Here is an 18,281-nt window from a genome sequence, read left to right as displayed (position 1 = left end):
CGGCAGCGAACGGTGCCGCTGCCGGGCGACGACTACTCCAGTTCCGATTCCGCCTTGGCGATCGCCGCGAACTCCTCGTCCGGCGACTTGGCGACCAGGTGCTTGCGACTGTAGAGCCCGAAGTAGGCCATGAAGGCGACGAACACACCGAGCGTCCACAGCGCCGCCTGCTGGTCGACCAGGAACGTCGCCGCCACCGAGGCCGCCGCGATGACCAGCGCGAATCCGGTGGTGATGATGCCGCCGGGCGTGCGGTACGGGCGCGGCATGTTCGGTTCACGCTTGCGAAGCACGATGTGCGACACCATCATCAGCACGTAGCTCACCGCCGCGCCGAACACGGCCATGTTCAGCAGCATCGCGCCCTTGCCGGTGAGCGAGAGGGCGAAACCGATCACGCCGGGCACGATCAGCGCCAGTACCGGCGCCTTGCGGGAGTTGGTGATCGACAGGACGGTCGGCAGGTAGCCGGCGCGCGAGAGGGCGAAGGTCTGGCGGGAGTAGGCGTAGATGATGGAGAAGAAGCTGGCGATCAGACCGGCCAGGCCGATGTAGTTGACCACCTTGGCCACCGAACTGTCGCCCAGCGCCTCGACCAGGGGGTTGCCCGAGGCGGACGCGCTCTGGGCGCCGAGCGCGCCGGTGACCAGGAACAGCACCACCGCGCCGGTGACGCACAGCAGCAGCATCGCGACGATGATGCCCTTCGGCACGTTCTTCTCCGGCTCGCTGGCTTCCTCGGCGGCCAGCGGCACGCCTTCGACGGCGAGGAAGAACCAGATCGCGAACGGGATCGCGGCCCAGATGCCGAGGTAGCCGAACGGCAGGAACGCCGACGACCCGGTCGCGGCGGGGTCGGCGGCGATATTGGTCAGGTTGGCCGCGTCGAACTTGCCGACGGCCGCGAACGCGAAGATCACCAGGCCGACGAGCGCGATCCCGGTGATCACGAACATCGCCTTGAGCGCCTCGCCCGCACCGGTCAGGTGGATGCCGATGAACAGCGCGTACACCGCCAGATACACCCACCAGCCGTCGGTGATGCCGAACAGGTTCAGCGATTCCACATAGGCGCCGATGAAGGTGGCGATCGCGGCGGGCGCGATGGCGTATTCGATGAGAATGGCTGTGCCGGTGGCGAATCCGCCCCACGGTCCGAGCGCGCGCCGGGCGAAGGTGTAGCCGCCGCCCGCCGCGGGCAGCGCCGAGGACATCTCGGCCATGCCGAGCACCATGGCCAGATACATCGCCGCGATCACGACGGTGGCGATGAGCAGACCGCCGAAGCCGCCTTCGGCGAGGCCGAAGTTCCAGCCGGAGAAGTCGCCGGAGATCACGTAGCTCACGCCGAGGCCCGCGAGCAGCACCCAGCCCGCCGTGCCCTTGCGCAGGGTGCGTTTGGCGAGATAGTCGTCGACTGGTGCGCCCTCGCCGGTGGCGGGGCTGATTTCTGTGCTCACGGTGGTGCTCCTCATCAACAAGCAAAGCGCGTTCGGCAACGGTGATCGTCGAGGGTTGAAGAATGGTTGACGACTGTTACGGCCGTGGATCCGTCAGGTCAGCGGCGCGTATCAAACGCCGCTGACCTGCGGAAACTATCTGATTACGGGTGTTTCAGATCACCCGGTCGGTGGCGGCGTCGATTCGAGCGCGGCCACTTCCTCATCGGTGAACAGGCGTGAGCGGATCAGGAACCGCACGCCTTCGGGGGCCTCGAGGGAGAACCCGCCGCCGCGGCCAGGGACCACGTCGACGGTGAGGTGGGTGTGTTTCCAGTATTCGAACTGGTCGGCACTCATCCAGAACGGTGTTTCGCCGGGCAGGTACCCGAGCAGCACGTCGGAACCGCCCACCCGGAATTCCCCGCGCGGGTAGCACATGGGCGAGCTGCCGTCGCAGCAGCCGCCGGACTGGTGGAACATGACCGGGCCGTGTTGCCCGGTCAGTTCCTGCAGCAGCGCCGCCGCCTTTTCCGTGAGGTCGACGCGCTGCACCATCAGAAGAAGCCGAGCTTGTTCGGCGAGTAGCTGACCAGGATGTTCTTGGTCTGCTGGTAGTGATCGAGCATCATCTTGTGGTTCTCGCGGCCGATACCGGACTTCTTGTACCCGCCGAACGCGGCGTGCGCGGGGTAGGCGTGGTAGCAGTTCGTCCACACCCGACCGGCCTTGATGCCGCGACCGAGTCGGTAGGCGGTGTTCATATCGCGCGTCCACACGCCGGCGCCGAGGCCGTAGAGGGTGTCGTTGGCGATCGAGAGAGCTTCCGCGGTGTCGTCGAAGGTGGTGACCGCGACGACCGGGCCGAAGATCTCCTCCTGGAACACGCGCATGTCGTTGGTGCCCTTGAAGATCGTCGGCTCGATGTAGAAGCCGCCGGCCAGCCCGTCGACGCTGCGGACCGCGCCGCCGGTGAGCACCTCGGCGCCTTCCTTCTTGCCGATGTCGATGTAGGACAGGATCTTCTCGAACTGATCGTTGCTGGCCTGGGCGCCGATCATGGTCGCCTCGTCGAGGGGATTGCCACTGATGATGGCCTTGGTGCGTTCGACGCAGCGAGCCATGAACTCGTCGTAGATCGAGGAGGCGATCAGCGCGCGCGACGGACAGGTACAGACCTCACCCTGGTTGAGGGCGAACATCACGAAGCCCTCGATGGCCTTGTCGAGGTAGTCGTCGTCTGCGGCCATCACGTCGGCCAGGAAGATGTTGGGGCTCTTGCCACCCAGTTCGAGGGTAACCGGGATGATGTTCTCGCTCGCGTACTGCATGATCAGCCGCCCGGTGGTGGTCTCGCCGGTGAACGCGACCTTCGCCACGCGCGGGCTCGACGCGAGCGGCTTGCCCGCTTCGACACCAAAGCCGTTGACCACGTTGAGAACTCCCGGCGGCAGCAGATCCGCGACGAGTTCGATGACCTTCATGATCGAAGCCGGTGTCTGCTCAGCGGGCTTGAGCACCACCGCATTTCCCGCGGCGAGCGCCGGTGCGAGCTTCCAGGTGGCCATCAGGATCGGGAAGTTCCACGGAATGATCTGTGCGACAACGCCGAGCGGCTCGTGGAAGTGGTAGGCGATGGTGTCCTTGTCGACCTCGCTGATCCCGCCTTCCTGCGCGCGCAGCACACCGGCGAAGTAGCGGAAGTGGTCGACGGCGAGGGGGAGATCGGCGGCCAGGGTCTCGCGGACCGGCTTGCCGTTGTCCCAGGTCTCGGCGACCGCGAGGGCCTCGAGGTTGGCCTCGATCCGGTCGGCGATCTTGTTCAGGATGTTGGCGCGCTCGGCCGGCGAGGTCTCACCCCAGGCGGGCGCGGCGCGGTGGGCGGCGTCGAGGGCCAGTTCCACATCGGCGGCACTCGAGCGGGCGATCTCGCAGAACGTCTGCCCGTCGACCGGGGAGGTGTTCTCGAAATAGCGGCCTTCTACGGGCGGAACCCACTTGCCGTCGATGAAGTTGTCGTACCTCGGCGCGTAGCTGACGATGCTGCCCTCGGTGCCCGGCTTGGCGTAGATCATGTGCGGTGGCTCCTCGCTGTGTCCGGTGAAGCGTGACGCCCATCACTATCCGCCTAGCGGGTTGATAAATGGTTGAAGCCTGACCGATCAGGCGCGAAGTGCGCTGTGCAGGCGGGCGGCGGCGACGGCGCGGCGTGCGTCGCGGGCGGGGAGTAGAGCTAGCGCGTGTTCGTGGACGGCGATATCGTCCGGCGCTGTTTCGCCGTATGCCAGTGCATGATTCGCGTTCGGGCTGTTCAGGACCGCGTTGCGCATGGCGACTTCGAGGTAGTCGCGCCATTCGCTGATGCCCGGTGTATCCGAATCAGGAAGCAGCGGACCGTGGTACAGCCGCACGGCGGTATCGACATCGCCCTTTTCCAAGGCGTGCAACATGTCCACCGCATCACAGGAAAGGGCAGTGGTGAATCGGTATATGCGACTGGTGATCTCACCACCGGTCGCGCGCCGCAGGTAAGACATCTCCGATTTCAGCGTGCTCGCCCCGACCGCACGATCACCGTAGACCGCGTAGTGCAGGCGCTCGTGGTTGTAGCCGTCGTCGTCGAGCGCGAGCAGGGTCAGGATCTCGAGCTGGCGCGGCCGCAACCGAATCTGCTGACCGTCACGCATCAACCGCCCGGTCCCCAGACAGGTCAGCCGCATCCCGGCCGGCGCGGGCATGGCGGCGTGCAGCTTCGCTTCGATCGCGCTGGTCATCGTGCGCACGGTCGCCATGGCCAGCGGGTGCGAGCGTTTCCAGGTGGTCGACAAATCGAGCACCCCGAGCAGCGTCCCGTCGGCCGCCCTGATCGGCGCGCAATAACAGACCCACCCGTGCAGCGCCGCCACCAGATGCTCGGCCGAGAACACCGTGTGCGGCTGATCGGTCCGCAACGCCAACGACAACGCGTTGGTCCCCATATGCGCCTCGTCCCACCGCCCACCCGGCGCGAAGTTCACCTGCTCGGCCCGCCGCTGCATCACCGGCCCGCCATAAGTCCACAGAATCGTCCCCGAAGCATCGGTCACCGCCGCGACATATCCCGCATCATCGGCCACACTGTGCAACTGCTCTTTCAACTCCGTCACCGGCCCCCGCAACGGCGACTCCGCCCACCGCGGCCCGATATCGGTCTCGCTGACCGGCGCGTGATCACGCCCCGGATCCACCGTCCGCAACGACCGCAACCAACTCTGCGCCACCTCGTCCCGCACCCCCGGCCCTGCACCGCCGCCCCCCGAAACCTCACCCCCACCGGGCACCCGCAACGCCCACTCCCGCTCCAACGCAGCCCGCTGCGCGGAAAGCGTGAGTTGCACCATCCCGGCTCTTCCTAACTAGACGAACTCGACAACGATCCCCTCCCCATCATGCCCCACCTCCCCCCGCTGAGCAGCAGTTTCGTCAGCCAGCAGCAGCTCCATACACTTTCCGCATGGAGCCACCAGAACGCGCGCAGCGGTACAGCGCGGACGAAATGGTCGCGCGCCACCGAGCGCTGCCTCGGGTGGATTGTGCGTCGATGCGACAGGAAGCGGAGGAGTTCTTCGGCTCGGAGGACCGGATCGGCGACGACACTGGGCGGTGAGCGTTATCGCCCTCTGATCTCAACTGGGCGCGATGATGCGGGGCCGAGGTCGAAGTGGATGCCTGCGCCGAGCATTTTGGTGGCGGGCAGGCCGATCATGGCTCGGAAGGATTCGCTGAAGTGGGAGGCGATTGTGTATGCAATTGTGTACACTTTTTCTATGGAGACCTTATCGGTGCGTGAGGCTCGGGCCCAGTTGTCTGGTCTTTTGGCGCGGTTCCGCAACGGTGATCGGCGACCGATCGGGGTCGGATCACATCGGAAGACCGAGGCTGTGATGGTGCCTGTCGAGGTCTTCGAGGAGCTGACTATGGAGCGGTCACGATCCTTGGCGCAGGCCGCGGCGTCGGTCAGGGCCGAAGGCTCGTCGGCGAGTCCGGCTGCTGAGGGGGTTATGGGGCAGTGGGCTCGTGGCGAGATCAGCACCACGCGCATGCGGGAGCTGATCCGGGGCCTGCACGGCGCAGCGTGACGGCGGATCCGTACCTCGACCCGAAATCGGGAGTGCTACGCAATCGACTGGGGATCGTAGACGCAGCCTCGTTACGTCAGGCGGAGGCTGATCTGAGTCAGGCCGCGCTGGCGGATCTGGGAATGAGGCCGTTGCACGGCCGCTATGACCTGCAGCATCTGTGCGCGTTTCATCGTGAGATCTTCGCCGACGTGTACCCGTGGGCGGGTGAGATTCGAACGGTTGGTATCGCCAAATCGGATCCGTTTTGCCTTCCTGACCACATCGCGAGTTACTCAGCGGAGGTCTTCGCCGCGCTGGCGGCGGACGGGTACTTGCGTGGGCTGGGGCGAACAGACTTCATCGTGAAGCTGAGCCATTATCTCGGTGAGGTCAACGCGATTCATCCGTTCCGTGAGGGGAACGGACGTGCTCAGCGAGCGTTCTTTCACCAGCTAGCTCGTGAGGCCGGCTGGGTGATCGACTGGTCAGGCCTCGATCCGGAGGAGAACACGCAGGCGTCGATGTCGTCGCTGCGCGGTGACAACGAGCCGATGCGGGATCTGCTGGACCGGCTGGTCGGGGGGTGAGCGTTGTCGGGCTCTGCGCTCAGCGGGGCGCGATGATGCGGGGGCCGAGGTCGAAGTGGATGCCTGCGCCGAGCATTTTGGTGGCGGGCAGGCCGATCATGGCTCGGAAGGATTCGCTGAAGTGGGAAGGGGTGGCGAAGCCGGCATCGATGGCGGAGCGGGTGAGGTCGTGGCCGTTGACGGCGTTGGTGATCGCGGAGACCATGCGGTTCCAGCGTTGGTAGCCGCGGAAGGTGGTGCCGCAGTGCTGGGTGAACAGGTGTAGGAAGTGGCCGGTGGACAGGCCCAGGTTCGCGGCGATCTGGTCGGCGCGCAGGGCGTCGGAGGGCTGGTCGCGGATGGTGGCGGTGAGCCGGGCGATCCGGGGGTCGGTAGGCAGGTGCGGGCCTGCGATGGCTCGCTGGTAGATGCGTTCGGGGTCGACGACGGGTTCGCCGCACAGTTCGACGAGTTCACGCTCACAGCGGTGCCGAAGGCCGAAAGTTCCTGCCGCGTCCGTCATCTCGTCGGCGATCATGGTGGCAGGCGCACTCGACGGGTCGATGAACAGCACCAGAATCCACCCTTCGGTGGCGACGACACGGTGCGCGGTCCGAGCGGGCGTGAACGAGCTGCCGGTGCGAATCAGCCCGCGCGAGGTGTGCACGATCAGCGGCCCGTCCAGCCCCACGGTGAGCATCGCGACCGGCGGCGCGTGCGTATCGGGTCGCAGATCCGGCCCGACGTACCCGATATGACCCGGCCGGGTCCACGCGGTCGGCATCCGCACTGAATCGCGGATCGGCGAACGGGCGATGGTGCTCACCTCACCAGAGTATCGACGTGCCGCCATTGTGTCCGGGGGTGATCGATGCCTCGACCTTGCCCAGCCGATCGGTCAAATATGCGAAGCTTCGAAAGGGTCGGCCTGCTGTTGGATCCGACGGCCCGAATCACTGATCCGCATATCCCACGAGGAGAGCTCCTTGAACCGAATTCGTGTCTCGGTCGGTATAGCCGCACTGGGTACCGCAGCCGCTGCCGTGCTCGCCCCGCCTGCTTCGGCGACGGTCACCGGCATCGCGATCGCATCCGGGAACACTCTCGGCACGCACAGCCAGGGGACGGGCTGTTCCTACACCGTGACCGTCACGGTGGACGACAACACCAAGCCGGTCTTCTTCTTCGAGGAGGGCCAGGGGCCGAGCGGCTTCGCCGAGGCGATGCCGAAAGACGGTGTAGCCGTGGCGACTTGGACGCCGTCCTCGACCACGCCCACCTACATCTATGCCTTCCAGCCGAACGCGACCTCGCAGATGAGGCAGCCGGTGGACATCGGCACCGGCATCAACCTCGGCTCCGCTTGCGTCGCTACGTAATTCGCGAAACCGCGAGGCCCGGCTGGTCGACAGCCGGGCCTCGCGGCTACTTGTCCCCCGGCGTGTAGGGGATGCCGTCGGCGGCGGGTGCTACGGCTCGGCCGATGAAGCCGGCGACCATCACCAAGGTGACGATGTAAGGGAGCATGCCGAGGAACTCGGTGGGGATCGGGTTGCCGGGCATGGTGTTGAGGAAGCGTTGCAGGGCGCTGGAGAAGCCGAAGAGCAGGGCCGCGGTGAGGACGCCGAAGGGGTGCCAGCGGCCGACGATCATCACGGCAAGGGCCACGAAGCCGAGGCCCGCGGTCATGTTCTTGCTGAACGACACATTGTTGGCGATGGTGAAGAACGCACCACCGAAACCGGACAGCGCGCCCGCGACGGTGACGTTCCAGAACCGCAACCGGTTGACGTTGATGCCCGCGGCATCGGCGGCGGCGGGGTGCTCGCCGACGGCGCGCGTGCGCAGGCCCCACCGGGTGCGGAAGAGCAGGAACGAAACCGCGAACACGCAGGCCAGCGCCACGTAGACGAAGATGTTCTGGTCGAACAGCACCGGTCCCAGAATCGGGATGTCGGGGAGGAAGCCCAGCGAATCGCCCAGTTTCTGCACGCCCGCAGGCTGGTTGAGTGAGCCGTCGGCGCGCATCAGCCGCTCGTAGAGGAAGCCGGTCAACCCGAGCGCGAGCAGGTTGAGGATGATGCCGGTGACGACCTGGTTGACCTGGAATCGGGTCGCGAGCCAGGCCAGCAGCAGCGTCGAGCAGACGCCGCTGATGGTGGCCGCCAGCATCCCGACGTAGGCGTTGCCGCTGACCGATGCCAGCAGCGCCGCGGTGAACGCGCCGGTGAGGAACTGGCCCTCGATCCCGAGGTTGATCACGCCGGAGCGTTCCGCGACGACGCCGGACAGCGCGCCGAAGATGAACGGCAGTGACAGGAAAAGGGTTGTCGCCAAAACGAATTCGATCGGGAATCCGACGCCGGGAGTGACGGTCCACGACAGCGCGGCGATCACCAGAGCAGCGGCCCCACCGCCGACCGCGACGCTACCGAACCGCAGATCTGGCATCACCAGCACGGCGATACCGGCAAGTGCGGCAAGCACACTCAGCGTCACGACGACCGGGAGCGTCCCGACCGTCCAACTGCTGTCGACGGTTTGGTCGAGTCGGTAGGTGGTGGTTCGCCCGGCATCGATCAGCAGCAGACCGAGCCCGCCCAGCACGACAGCCAAGCCGATCAGGCCGTAACCCACCGAGGTGAAGCGCCGAGAAACCTTGTCGGGCACCGCAACCTGAGCCTGTGTACTCACCAGCCCCTCGCTTCCAGAGTATTGAGTCCGCCACGCGGAGTTCGCAGCCGCAACAGCGTTTTGACCAGGGCGGGCGCTGCGACGAACAGCACGATCACCGCTTGCAGCAGAGTCGACATCTCCACCGGGATGGCGGGCTGCATGTGCAATGTGCCGGACTTCAACGCACCGAAAAGCAAAGCAGCGGCGACGATTCCGCCGGGATGCGCGCGCCCGAGCAGTGCGACAGTGATTCCGTCGAAACCGTATTCGACCGCGGTACCCGGGTTCAGCGTGTACGGGCTCAACCCGAGCGCGATAGCCGCGCCACCGAGCCCCGCGAGCGCCCCGGCCACACCCATGGTGGTGGTGAAGGTACGCCCGATATCCATGCCCGCGGTCTGCGCGGCCCGGTCATTGGCGCCGACCGCGCGAATACGAAAACCGAAGGTGGACTTGCTGAGCAACCACCAGGTCGCACCCGTCAAAGCGAGGCCGATCAGCAGCGCGAGACTCACCCGAAGCCCCGATCCGGCCCACCCCAGCAGTTGCGGCAACCGCGCAGATTCGTCGACCGGCTTGGACACGAGCTCCTGCGAGGTGACCGACCCGATGAACGTGGTGCCCAGCGCCCAGATCAGAAAATAGGCGGCGATATTGTTCAGCATGATCGACGAGATGACCTCGTGCGCACCGGTTCTCGCCTTGAGATAACCGGGAATCGCGCCGAACAAGCCACCCGCGAGAGCGCCGGCCAACAGCGCCAGCGGCAGATGCAGCACGAACGGAAGATCCACCGCGAAGCCCACGATCAGCGCACCGAGCATGCCGAATACGAACTGCCCTTGCGCACCGATATTGAACAGCCCGGCACGGAACGCCAACCCCACGGCCAGTCCAGTGAAGATCAGCGGGGTCGTGTAGGTCAGCGTCTCCGAGATGGGCCGCAACACCTGCGCCAAGGTGGCATCACCGGCGAAGAACAGTTGCAGGCGTCCGAAGTCCAGGATCGAGCCTTCGAACAGGTCCTGGTAGGCGGTGGAAACGGCGTACCAGGAGGCGCTGATGGCGTCGCCCGGCCGCGCGAACAGGTAGCTCCAGGTGCCGCGCACCCCGGGATCGGAGACGATGATGAGCACCGCCCCGATGGCGAAAGCCAACACCAGCGAATAGACCGTCACCATCACGCTGTTGGCTTCGGTCAGATAGCGAACAAAGGTGGGGCCGAACCCTTTTCGTTCCGTCTTGGTCTCGGTTGTAGTGTTCACTCGTTCTCCGGAGAAGGCAGATGGCCGATCATGAGCTGGCCCACCTCGGACCGTGGACGGTCAGGTGTCACTTCGCCCACGATCCGGCCGTTGAAGATCACCGCCACCCGATCGGACAGGGCCAGGATCTCGTCCAGTTCCGCCGAGATGAGCAGGACCGCGGTGCCGGTGTCGCGTTCGGCGACCAGCCGGGCGTGGATGAACTCGATGGCGCCGATATCGACGCCGCGCGTCGGTTGCGCGGCCACGAGAACTTTTCGGGGCCGGGAGAATTCGCGCGCGATGACCACCTTCTGCTGATTGCCGCCTGACAGTGCCGAGACGTGTTCGGTCGGTCCCTGCGTGCGAATGTCGAACTCCGAGATGGCCTTTTCCGCCACCTCGCGCACCGCCTCGTCGTCGACTACGCCGCGGCGGGACAGCGGCGCCTCCCGATACTGGTTGAGCACGATGTTCTCGGCGACGGTGAAATCACCGACAACACCGTCGCGCGCCCGGTCCTCCGGGATGTAGCCGAGCCCGGCCGCGATGCGTCGGGCCGGTTGCCAGCCGGTGACCTCGGTGCCGAGCATGTCGATCGACCCGCCCGCCGGTGCGACCGTGCCGAGGATGGCGCGCGCCAATTCGGTCTGACCGTTGCCCTCCACCCCGGCCAGGCCCACGATCTCCCCGGCGCGCACGGTCAGATTCAGCCCGTCCAGTACCGGAACGCCGCGATCGTCGAGCACGGTGAGATCTTTGATCTCCAAGGCCGTCGCGCCCGGTGCGGCGGGTGTCTTGTCGACGGTGAGCGTCACCTCGCGGCCGACCATGGCGGCAGCCAGCTCCGCTTCGGTGTCGCTGGGGGAGGCCTCGGCGACCACCTTGCCGCGCCGGATCACCGTGATGGTGTCGGCGACCGTTTTCACCTCCTTCAGCTTGTGGCTGATGAAGATGATCGACATCCCCGAATCCGCGAGTTTGCGCATGATCGCCAGCAATTCGGCGACCTCGGGAGGGGTGAGCACCGCGGTGGGTTCGTCGAGAATCAGCAATTCGGTATGACCCGACAGCGCTTTGACGATCTCCACCCGCTGCTGCACCCCGACCGGCAGGTCCTCACAGAGCGTATCCGGGTCGAGGGCGAGCCCGAACCGCTGCGACACCTCCTGCACCGCCCGCCGGGCCGCGGCACGGTCGAGAATCCCGGCCTTGGCGTGCTCGCGACCCAACTGGACATTGTCGGCGACGCTGAACGGGCCGACCAGCTTGAAATGCTGGTGCACCATGCCGATACCCGCCGCGATGGCGTCACCGGGCGATCGAAACCGCACCGGCGAGCCATCGATCAGGATCTGCCCGTCGGTGGGTTCCAGAATCCCGTACAGCATGTTCATCAGCGTGGATTTGCCCGCGCCGTTCTCACCGAGAACAGCGTGGATCTGGCCCGGCGCCACCACCAGATCGATGGCGTCGTCGGCGACGAAGTCACCGAAATTCTTTGTCAGGCCCCGTAATTCGAGACGCACTACTTCGGGGCTGCGGGAGAGGCGACCACAACGGTGCCCGCGACGATATCGGCGGCCAGCTTCGTCAGCTCCTGCTTCAACGCATCGGGAACCTTGCTGTCGAAATCGTGGAACGGTGCCAACGCCACACCCTTGTTGTTCAGTGTGCCCACGTAGCGACCGTCTTTCGCGCCGCCGGCGACGGCGTTGTTGATCGCGACCTGGATCGCCGAGGAGATGTCCTTCATCGACGACGACAGCATGATCTGCTTGTACTCCGGAACCGCCTGGTACCCATCGGAATCCACCCAGATCATGGTCGCGTTGCCCTTGTCCTTGATGGCCGAGGCGCCACCGAGACCGACCGGGCCCGCGACCGGGTGCACCACGTCGGCGCCTTGGGCGAGGAAGTTCTCGGTTAGCGAGCGGCCCGCGCTCGTGTCGTCGAAATTGCCGGTGAACGAACCCTTTTGGGCCACGGTGTCCCAGCCGAGGACTGCGGTGGTGGTGTTGTGCACCTTGTTGTACTCGGCGACCCCGGCGGCGAATCCGTCCATGAAAATGGTGACCGCGGGAATCTGCATGCCGCCCCAGGTGGCGACCTTTCCGGTCTTGGTGGTGCCCGCCGCCAAATAGCCTGCCAGATAAGAAGACTGGGCCGCGTTGAATTCCATCGAGTACACGTTCGGCAGGTCGACATGGGAGTCGACGATCGCGAATCGCTTCTCGGGATTCTCCTTGGCCACCGCGGTGACCGCGTCGGCCATCAACCCGCCGACCCCGATCACCAGTCCGCACTTCTCGTCGTCGGCCGAGGCCCGCAGGTTGGGCTCGTAGTCGGCGCTGCTGTTGGACTGCCGGTAGCTACCGGAAATGGCGGGATTGGCGTCGATCGCCGCCTTGACGCCACCCCAACCGGATTCGTTGAACGACTTGTCGTCGACACCGCCCGCGTCGGTCACCATGCAGGCCCGGAACTTCGCGTCCGCGGATCCGTAGGTGTTGCCGGAGGTAGCGGCGTCCTTACCTTCGGGCGGTGAGCCGCAGGCGGGCAGCAGTGCGAGGGTGATGGCGGCACCGCAGGCGACGGTAGCCCGAAGGGCATTGGCAGTTCTCATTCGTCACATTTACCCGATTTCGGACCGCTGTGATTGGAAATGAAACATTGTTTTACACAACTGGAGTGCGCCGATAACTGCACAAAATGAACAGAAACGGCGCACGTGCCCAGTTCGAGTAGGCGTCCTCGGTCTGGCAGCGGGACCGTCGGTGTCCGGTTGCGTCATCCAGGGGCTCCCGCGGCCAAGTTGGAAGCTCTGCTCCAGCGCTCGGTGAGTCGCTACAAGCACGTACGATCAGTGCTGTTGTGTCCAACACTCAGGGGGTTGATGTGGCGCTTGATGATTCAGATGCACTCGGCTTGCGTGCGGCAACCCGACTCTGCGTACCGGAGCAAGGCGTGCCGCCGGGGATTCCTAGCCCGGCGGAACTGATCGAGGACGAGGTGATGTGTGTCCTCGTCTACGCCCGGATCAGTGACATTTCAGGAAAGCGCGGGAATCCCGAGACGTGCCTCAAAGGTGTCGCCAACCAGCATGCCACGGGCCGCGAAATTGCCTGTCGGGAAAATCTGGTGATTGTCAAGCGGTACACCGACAACGGTCGTTCTGCCAGCAAAGGTGAATACCGGCAAGGCTATGAATCGATGCTGATGGACCTGCATCGAGGGCACACTCTCGAGGGCTATCCGGTTCATGGTGTTATCGCCGTTGATGAGGACCGAATCTGGAAGACCCCGGAACAATGGCATAGATTCATTGCGGGCGTTCCGCTCGCTTCCTGATCGGGTGTTCGTTGACGACTACGGAACGCGAGATCTGTATGCTACCGATGCCGAAGATGTCGGGTTGCGCAGTGTGGCAGTCTCGCTGGGCGAGAACCAGAAACGCAAAGCGCGAGTTCGGCGCTGGCACGAGGGGCAGGCGCGGCGAGGTATCGCTCACACCGGTGGTCGGGTCTTCGGCTACCGGCCGACGGAGGGACGGCCTGGGAAGATCGAAGTAGTCCCCCAGGAAGCCGATGTGATTCGCCGGGCGGTGGCAGCCTGCATTGAAGGGAAGTCGCTGGCAAGCATCGTCCGGCTCTTCCAGGCATCCGGTCTCGAGACTGAGAAGGGTGGTCCGTGGCGCTGCCAGACTGTCAGGCAGATCATCTCGAGTCCGCGCAATGCCGGGCTGCGGATTCTGGGTGAGAAGTGCGACGTACTTCGTGATGGCGACGGTGAGCCGGTGATCGGCGAATGGGAGGCGATCATTTCCCCCGCTGACTGGGAATTGGTTGCCGCGAGGTATCCCCGGCGGCACCGCGGGGATCGTGCGAACGCGCGGTCGGCCAGCGGCGTCAGTGCGCGAAAATACCTTTGTTCGGGGCTGCTACGTTGCGGCAAGAGTGTCGACGGCCGAATGTGTAACGGGTTGTTGGTTGGGTTCTCAACGGAAAAAGACAGTCGTAGTAGATCTAAATACCGCTACTCGTGCAGGCCTTCCGGGGATGGGGGATGCGGCGGCGTCAGCATCGCTGGCGAGGTAATCGACAAGGCTGTCTCCGATGCGGTCCTCGAGATGCTCGAACGCAGACCGGTTGCTCAGTCAGAGCCGTGGTCGGGCGAGGCTGCTCTCGCCGATACCATTCGTCGGCGCGATGCCTTCGAAGCACGTTGGAGCAATGGTGACGAGTCCGACGAGCGGTTCTACCGGCTGTCGACGCTCCTCGATCAAAATGTGGACGTCTTACGAATGGCGAAGGCGGACTACGAATACTCACAGGCGATGTCGTCCCAGTTGGTACGCGAGCGCTGGTTCGTGCCGGTCGGCGAGGGCGGGCTCGACTTGGACCGCAAGCGGTCGATCATCCTTGCGGAACTTTCCACCGTTCTGATCTACCCAGTCGGTAAGGGGACCCAGAAGCGGCCGCCCGGCAGTATTCGCATGGTTCCACGATCTGCGGGACTCGCAGCGTAAGGGCGACTCCCAGGCGCAGTGACCTCGCTGCGGATCGCATCCGGGGTACGGTGAGCAGATGAATCGGTTAGGCGAGGCCACATCGCCCTACCTGCGCCAGCACGCGGCTAACCCCGTGCACTGGCACGAGTGGGGAGAGGAGGCAAGTAGCGAAGCGACCAGGCGAGACGTGCCCATTTTACTTTCAGTAGGGTATGCGTCTTGCCACTGGTAGCTGCGCTACTACCAATCATGGTGTCACGTAATGGCCCACGAGTCCTTCGAGGACCTCGCGACCGCCGAGCAGATGAATGCCGACTTCGTGTGTGTGAAGGTGGATCGGGAGGAGCGGCCTGATCTGGATGCGGTGTATATGAACGCCACCGTGGCCATGACCGGGCAGGGTGGCTGGCCGATGACGTGTTTTCTCACGCCCGACGGTGCTCCGTTCTACTGCGGCACGTACTACCCGAAGCAGCCGCGTGGCGGGATGCCGTCGTTCACGCAGTTGCTCACCGCGGTGACCGATACCTGGCGCAATCGGCGCGAGGATGTGGACAAGGCCGCGGGACAGGTGACCGAGGCGTTGCAGGCGCAGGCTTCCGGGCTGCCCGATGCCGAATTCGCCATCGGCCCTGAGCTTCTCGATCAGGCCGTGCTGGCGATCGCCAAGGACGAGGACCCGGTGCACGGTGGGTTCGGTGGGGCGCCGAAGTTTCCGCCGTCGGCGATGTTGGAAGGGCTGCTTCGGCATTGGGAGCGGACCGGGGACCAGGCGGTGTTCGATCTCGTCGAGCGCACGGCCGAGGCGATGGCGCGCGGCGGGATCTATGACCAGCTGCGCGGTGGGTTCTCGCGCTACTCGGTCGATGCGGGGTGGCTCGTGCCGCACTTCGAGAAGATGCTCTACGACAACGCGCTGCTGCTGCGCGCGTACGCCCACCTCTCGCGTCGAGCGCCCGCGACTCCATTGGAGTCGTTGTCGCACAGGGTGACTCGGGAGACGGTCGAATTCCTGGTGGGCGACCTCGGGACAGCTGATGGCGGCTTCGCATCGGCTCTCGACGCCGACACCCACCTCGAACCGGGTGGCCCCGGCGTCGAGGGCGCCACCTATGTGTGGACGCCCGCCGAGCTGATCGGCGAACTCGGTCCACTCGAAGGCATGTGGGCCGCAGACGCTTTCGGCGTCACCACCGCGGGCAATTTCGAACAGGGCACCTCGGTGCTCACCCGGCACAGCGATCCTGTCGACGCCGAACAGTCTTCGCGTTTCGATCGCCTGCGGTCCCAACTGTTCGAGATCCGTAGGAAGCGTCCGCAACCTGCCCGTGACGACAAAGTGGTCACCGCATGGAACGGCATGGCCATCACCGCGCTCGCGGAATCCGGTGCGGCACTGGAAGAACCGTCGTGGATCGCCGCCGCCGTGCGCTGTGCCCGCTACCTGCTCGACGTCCACCTCGTCGACGGCAGACTGCGCCGCGCCTCCCTCGACGGCGTCGCGGGCACCCCGCCCGGTGTCCTCGAGGACTACGCCTGGTTCGTCACAGGCTTGCTCGCCCTCTATCAGGCCACCGGTGAACCCGACTGGCTCGCCGCCGCACAGTTGTTGCTGGACAACACGATCGACCACTTCGCCGACCCCGACCGCCCCGGCAGCTGGTTCGACACCGCCGACGACGCCGAAACCCTGGTCGCGCGCCCCCGCGACCCCGTCGACGGCGCCACCCCCTCCGGCGCCTCCGCACTGGCCGAGGCCCTGCTCACCGCCTCGGCGGTCGCCGACCCCGAGCGCGCCGTCCGCTACCGAGAACTCGCCGACCGGACCCTCGCCCTCGGCGCGATCCTGCTGGCCCGCGCACCCCGCACCGCGGGTAACTGGCTCTCGGTCGCCGAGGCGGCGGTTCGCGGCCCGTACCAGGTAGCGATCGCCGCCACCGAACAGTCCTCCGCCGCAATGGAACTCCTCGCCGCCGCCCGTGACGCGGCGCCCGGCGGTTCGATCGTCCTCGCGGCCCCACCGAACACCGCACCACTGCTGACCGACCGCCCCCTCGTCGACGGCGCCCCGGCGGCCTACGTCTGCCGAGGCTCGGTCTGCGACCTCCCGGTCACCGATCCCGTCGCCCTGACAGCGTCCCTGCGGCGGTAACCGCTGGTCACCTACCCGGCGCGATATCGGTCCAGGTGCGGGTTCGGCCGGGGATGCCGCGTAGGCGTAAGTCCTTGTAGCGCTTCCACTTCGACCGTTCAGCAGGTGTCGCCGCCTGCCACACCGAATCGCTGACCAGAACGCGCCGCGGTGCCTCTTTGGCGACGGTAGTGAGCCGAGCCGCCTCGTTGACCGCATCGCCGATCACGGTGAACTCGAGGCGGGTATCGGCCCCCACGTCGCCGGCGAACACCTGCCCGCGCGCCACCCCGATGCCGACGTCGAGTTCCCCGGTCGCGACCACTTCGTCGCGGATGCGGCGGGCGGCGCGCAGGGCGGGGGTGGCGTTGTCGTGCAGGGCGGACGGCGCGCCGAAGATGCACAGCGCCGCGTCGCCGGCGAACTTGTTCACCAGGCCGCCGTTGTCCTCGGTGGCCGCGACGACCGTGGCGAGCAGCCGGTTCAGCTTGTGTACGAACTCTTCCGGCTCCATCTCCGCCGACAGCTGCACCGACCCGGTGACATCGACGAACAGCGCCGAGACGATCCGCACATCGCCGGTGAGGTCGGTGCTGCCCGACAGCGCGCGTTCGGCCACGGTGGAGCCGACGTGCCTGCCGAACACGTCCTCGGTGTGCAGCTGGTCGCGCAGGGTGGCGGCGAGTTCGTTGACGGAATGTTCCAGCCGCCCGATCTCGCTCGCGCTACCGACCGGCACCCGCACATCGAGTTCGCCGCGGGTGATCCGGTCCAGCGCCCGATACATCGTGCGCATCGGCGTGGCCACCGAACGGGCGAGCAGTGCGGTGGCGAGCGCGCCGACCAGGAGCGCGACGATCGAGAACATCCAGGCCGCGCGGACCCGGTCGTTCGCCGAGGTGGTGCTGTCGCTGAGCACGACGATGATGATCAGCCCCGGTAGCGCCCCCGAGACCGCCCAGGTGACGAGCACGCGCACCAGCACGGTCGAACTCGGATGCACGGTGGGGCCGAGCACCGCGGCGATGATGGGGACCGTGGGCCGGATCAGCCGGTCCAGGATCAGATAGATCGCCCCTGCGGCTTCCAGCGCGCCGAGCGTGAACCCGGCGAGCAGCACGGTGAGGTTGTGATAGTCGGTGAACTCGTCGACCAGCAACGCGGTCAGGATGACGCCCGGTGTCCACAGGGCGATCGCGCGCAGGGTGACCGCGGCGGGCAGCCGGATCAGCACCCGCGCTTCCTCGGGTGTCGGTTTGCGATTGTCGTCGAGCCAGCGCATGTATCGGCGCCGGTCGTAGAGCGCGATGCCGATCCCGACGGTGAAGGCGAGCACCGGATAGATCAGGATCAGCGCGGCGGCGTCACTCCAATCGTCGCCGACCCGAGTGAATACCCCGCCTGCCCAGCAGACCAGGAAGATGGCCGTGACCCCGACCATGTTGGCGGAGATCACCACCAGCGCCAGCCCCCAATAGGACCGCAGCGCCCACCGGACCAGCCGGTTCACCGCGCACGTCCGACCCCGGTGCCCGAGGGCACCCGGGCATCACGACCTGCGCTGACGGGTGACACAACTACTGAGCATAGAAGGCGCGCAGGTCGGTGCCGCGCG

General features: G+C 65.9%; 16 protein-coding genes and 1 pseudogene. 7 read left to right on the top strand and 10 right to left on the bottom strand.

What is annotated here, in order from left to right:
• Positions 1-32: 32 nt before the first annotated feature.
• The 4 genes from eat to ACFWUP_RS06905 all read right to left on the bottom strand — a co-directional run bounded on the left by eat (position 33) and on the right by ACFWUP_RS06905 (position 4,819).
• Positions 33-1,475, bottom strand: coding sequence for an ethanolamine permease (gene eat / locus ACFWUP_RS06920; RefSeq protein WP_379231572.1), 1,443 nt, complete (start codon positions 1,473-1,475; stop codon positions 33-35).
• 144 nt (positions 1,476-1,619) lie between these two features.
• The gene (locus ACFWUP_RS06915) at positions 1,620-1,997 is read right to left on the bottom strand and encodes a DUF779 domain-containing protein (protein ID WP_379231570.1); all 378 of its coding nucleotides are present in this window, start codon (positions 1,995-1,997) and stop codon (positions 1,620-1,622) included.
• Positions 1,997-3,514, bottom strand: coding sequence for an aldehyde dehydrogenase (adh, locus tag ACFWUP_RS06910; RefSeq protein ID WP_379231568.1), 1,518 nt, complete (start codon positions 3,512-3,514; stop codon positions 1,997-1,999). The genes ACFWUP_RS06915 and adh overlap by 1 nt, the downstream gene beginning before the upstream one ends.
• An 87-nt stretch (positions 3,515-3,601) precedes the next feature.
• On the bottom strand, positions 3,602-4,819 hold the full coding sequence (locus ACFWUP_RS06905; protein ID WP_379231566.1) for a transcriptional regulator: 1,218 nt from the start codon (positions 4,817-4,819) through the stop codon (positions 3,602-3,604).
• A 113-nt stretch (positions 4,820-4,932) separates the two neighbouring features.
• Here ACFWUP_RS06905 and ACFWUP_RS06900 point away from each other — a divergent pair, with 113 nt between their 5' ends.
• From ACFWUP_RS06900 to ACFWUP_RS06890, 3 genes are read left to right on the top strand one after another with little or no spacing between them, the layout of a single operon-like run.
• Complete coding sequence (locus ACFWUP_RS06900) at positions 4,933-5,085, top strand: hypothetical protein (protein ID WP_379231564.1); 153 nt, start codon at positions 4,933-4,935, stop codon at positions 5,083-5,085.
• 58 nt (positions 5,086-5,143) lie between these two features.
• Positions 5,144-5,557 (top strand): hypothetical protein, encoded by a 414-nt coding sequence (locus ACFWUP_RS06895; RefSeq protein ID WP_379231562.1) that lies wholly within the window; start codon positions 5,144-5,146, stop codon positions 5,555-5,557.
• Entirely contained in the window at positions 5,554-6,126 is a 573-nt protein-coding gene (locus ACFWUP_RS06890; protein ID WP_379231560.1) for a Fic/DOC family protein, read from the top strand. Before ACFWUP_RS06895 ends, ACFWUP_RS06890 begins: the two co-directional genes overlap by 4 nt.
• A 19-nt stretch (positions 6,127-6,145) precedes the next feature.
• On the opposite strand, the gene ACFWUP_RS06885 is transcribed toward ACFWUP_RS06890, so the two are convergent.
• A complete protein-coding gene (locus ACFWUP_RS06885) occupies positions 6,146-6,931 on the bottom strand; it encodes a helix-turn-helix domain-containing protein (protein ID WP_379231558.1) in 786 nt (261 codons plus the stop codon).
• Positions 6,932-7,091: 160 nt separating this feature from the next.
• Between ACFWUP_RS06885 and ACFWUP_RS06880 the strand changes: the two genes are divergently transcribed.
• Entirely contained in the window at positions 7,092-7,484 is a 393-nt protein-coding gene (locus ACFWUP_RS06880; protein ID WP_379231556.1) for a hypothetical protein, read from the top strand.
• Between the two features lie 46 nt (positions 7,485-7,530).
• Here the strand turns inward: ACFWUP_RS06880 and ACFWUP_RS06875 are convergent, their stop codons facing one another.
• From ACFWUP_RS06875 to ACFWUP_RS06860, 4 genes are read right to left on the bottom strand one after another with little or no spacing between them, the layout of a single operon-like run.
• The gene (locus tag ACFWUP_RS06875) at positions 7,531-8,799 is read right to left on the bottom strand and encodes an ABC transporter permease (RefSeq protein WP_379231554.1); all 1,269 of its coding nucleotides are present in this window, start codon (positions 8,797-8,799) and stop codon (positions 7,531-7,533) included.
• Complete coding sequence (locus tag ACFWUP_RS06870) at positions 8,796-10,046, bottom strand: ABC transporter permease (protein ID WP_379231552.1); 1,251 nt, start codon at positions 10,044-10,046, stop codon at positions 8,796-8,798. Before ACFWUP_RS06870 ends, ACFWUP_RS06875 begins: the two co-directional genes overlap by 4 nt.
• A complete protein-coding gene (locus tag ACFWUP_RS06865) occupies positions 10,043-11,554 on the bottom strand; it encodes an ABC transporter ATP-binding protein (RefSeq protein WP_379231550.1) in 1,512 nt (503 codons plus the stop codon). The genes ACFWUP_RS06870 and ACFWUP_RS06865 overlap by 4 nt, the downstream gene beginning before the upstream one ends.
• A complete protein-coding gene (locus tag ACFWUP_RS06860) occupies positions 11,554-12,651 on the bottom strand; it encodes a BMP family protein (protein WP_379231548.1) in 1,098 nt (365 codons plus the stop codon). The genes ACFWUP_RS06865 and ACFWUP_RS06860 overlap by 1 nt, the downstream gene beginning before the upstream one ends.
• A 248-nt stretch (positions 12,652-12,899) precedes the next feature.
• Between ACFWUP_RS06860 and ACFWUP_RS06855 the strand changes: the two genes are divergently transcribed.
• The 3 genes and pseudogenes from ACFWUP_RS06855 to ACFWUP_RS06845 all read left to right on the top strand — a co-directional run bounded on the left by ACFWUP_RS06855 (position 12,900) and on the right by ACFWUP_RS06845 (position 16,687).
• Positions 12,900-13,376: a recombinase family protein gene (locus ACFWUP_RS06855; RefSeq protein ID WP_379231546.1), complete on the top strand. Its 477-nt coding sequence runs from the start codon at positions 12,900-12,902 to the stop codon at positions 13,374-13,376.
• A gap of 4 nt (positions 13,377-13,380) precedes the next feature.
• On the top strand, positions 13,381-14,553 hold the full coding sequence (locus ACFWUP_RS06850) for a recombinase family protein (RefSeq protein WP_379231544.1): 1,173 nt from the start codon (positions 13,381-13,383) through the stop codon (positions 14,551-14,553).
• 58 nt (positions 14,554-14,611) lie between these two features.
• A pseudogene (locus ACFWUP_RS06845) lies at positions 14,612-16,687 on the top strand (thioredoxin domain-containing protein).
• Positions 16,688-16,694: 7 nt separating this feature from the next.
• On the opposite strand, the gene ACFWUP_RS06840 reads toward ACFWUP_RS06845, so the two are convergent.
• Complete coding sequence (locus tag ACFWUP_RS06840) at positions 16,695-18,176, bottom strand: adenylate/guanylate cyclase domain-containing protein (protein ID WP_379231542.1); 1,482 nt, start codon at positions 18,174-18,176, stop codon at positions 16,695-16,697.
• Between the last annotated feature and the right edge of the window lie 105 nt (positions 18,177-18,281).

The organism is Nocardia sp. NPDC058658 (assembly GCF_042716665.1).
Classification (GTDB): domain Bacteria; phylum Actinomycetota; class Actinomycetes; order Mycobacteriales; family Mycobacteriaceae; genus Nocardia.
This window is presented reverse-complemented; position numbering and strand designations above follow the sequence as displayed.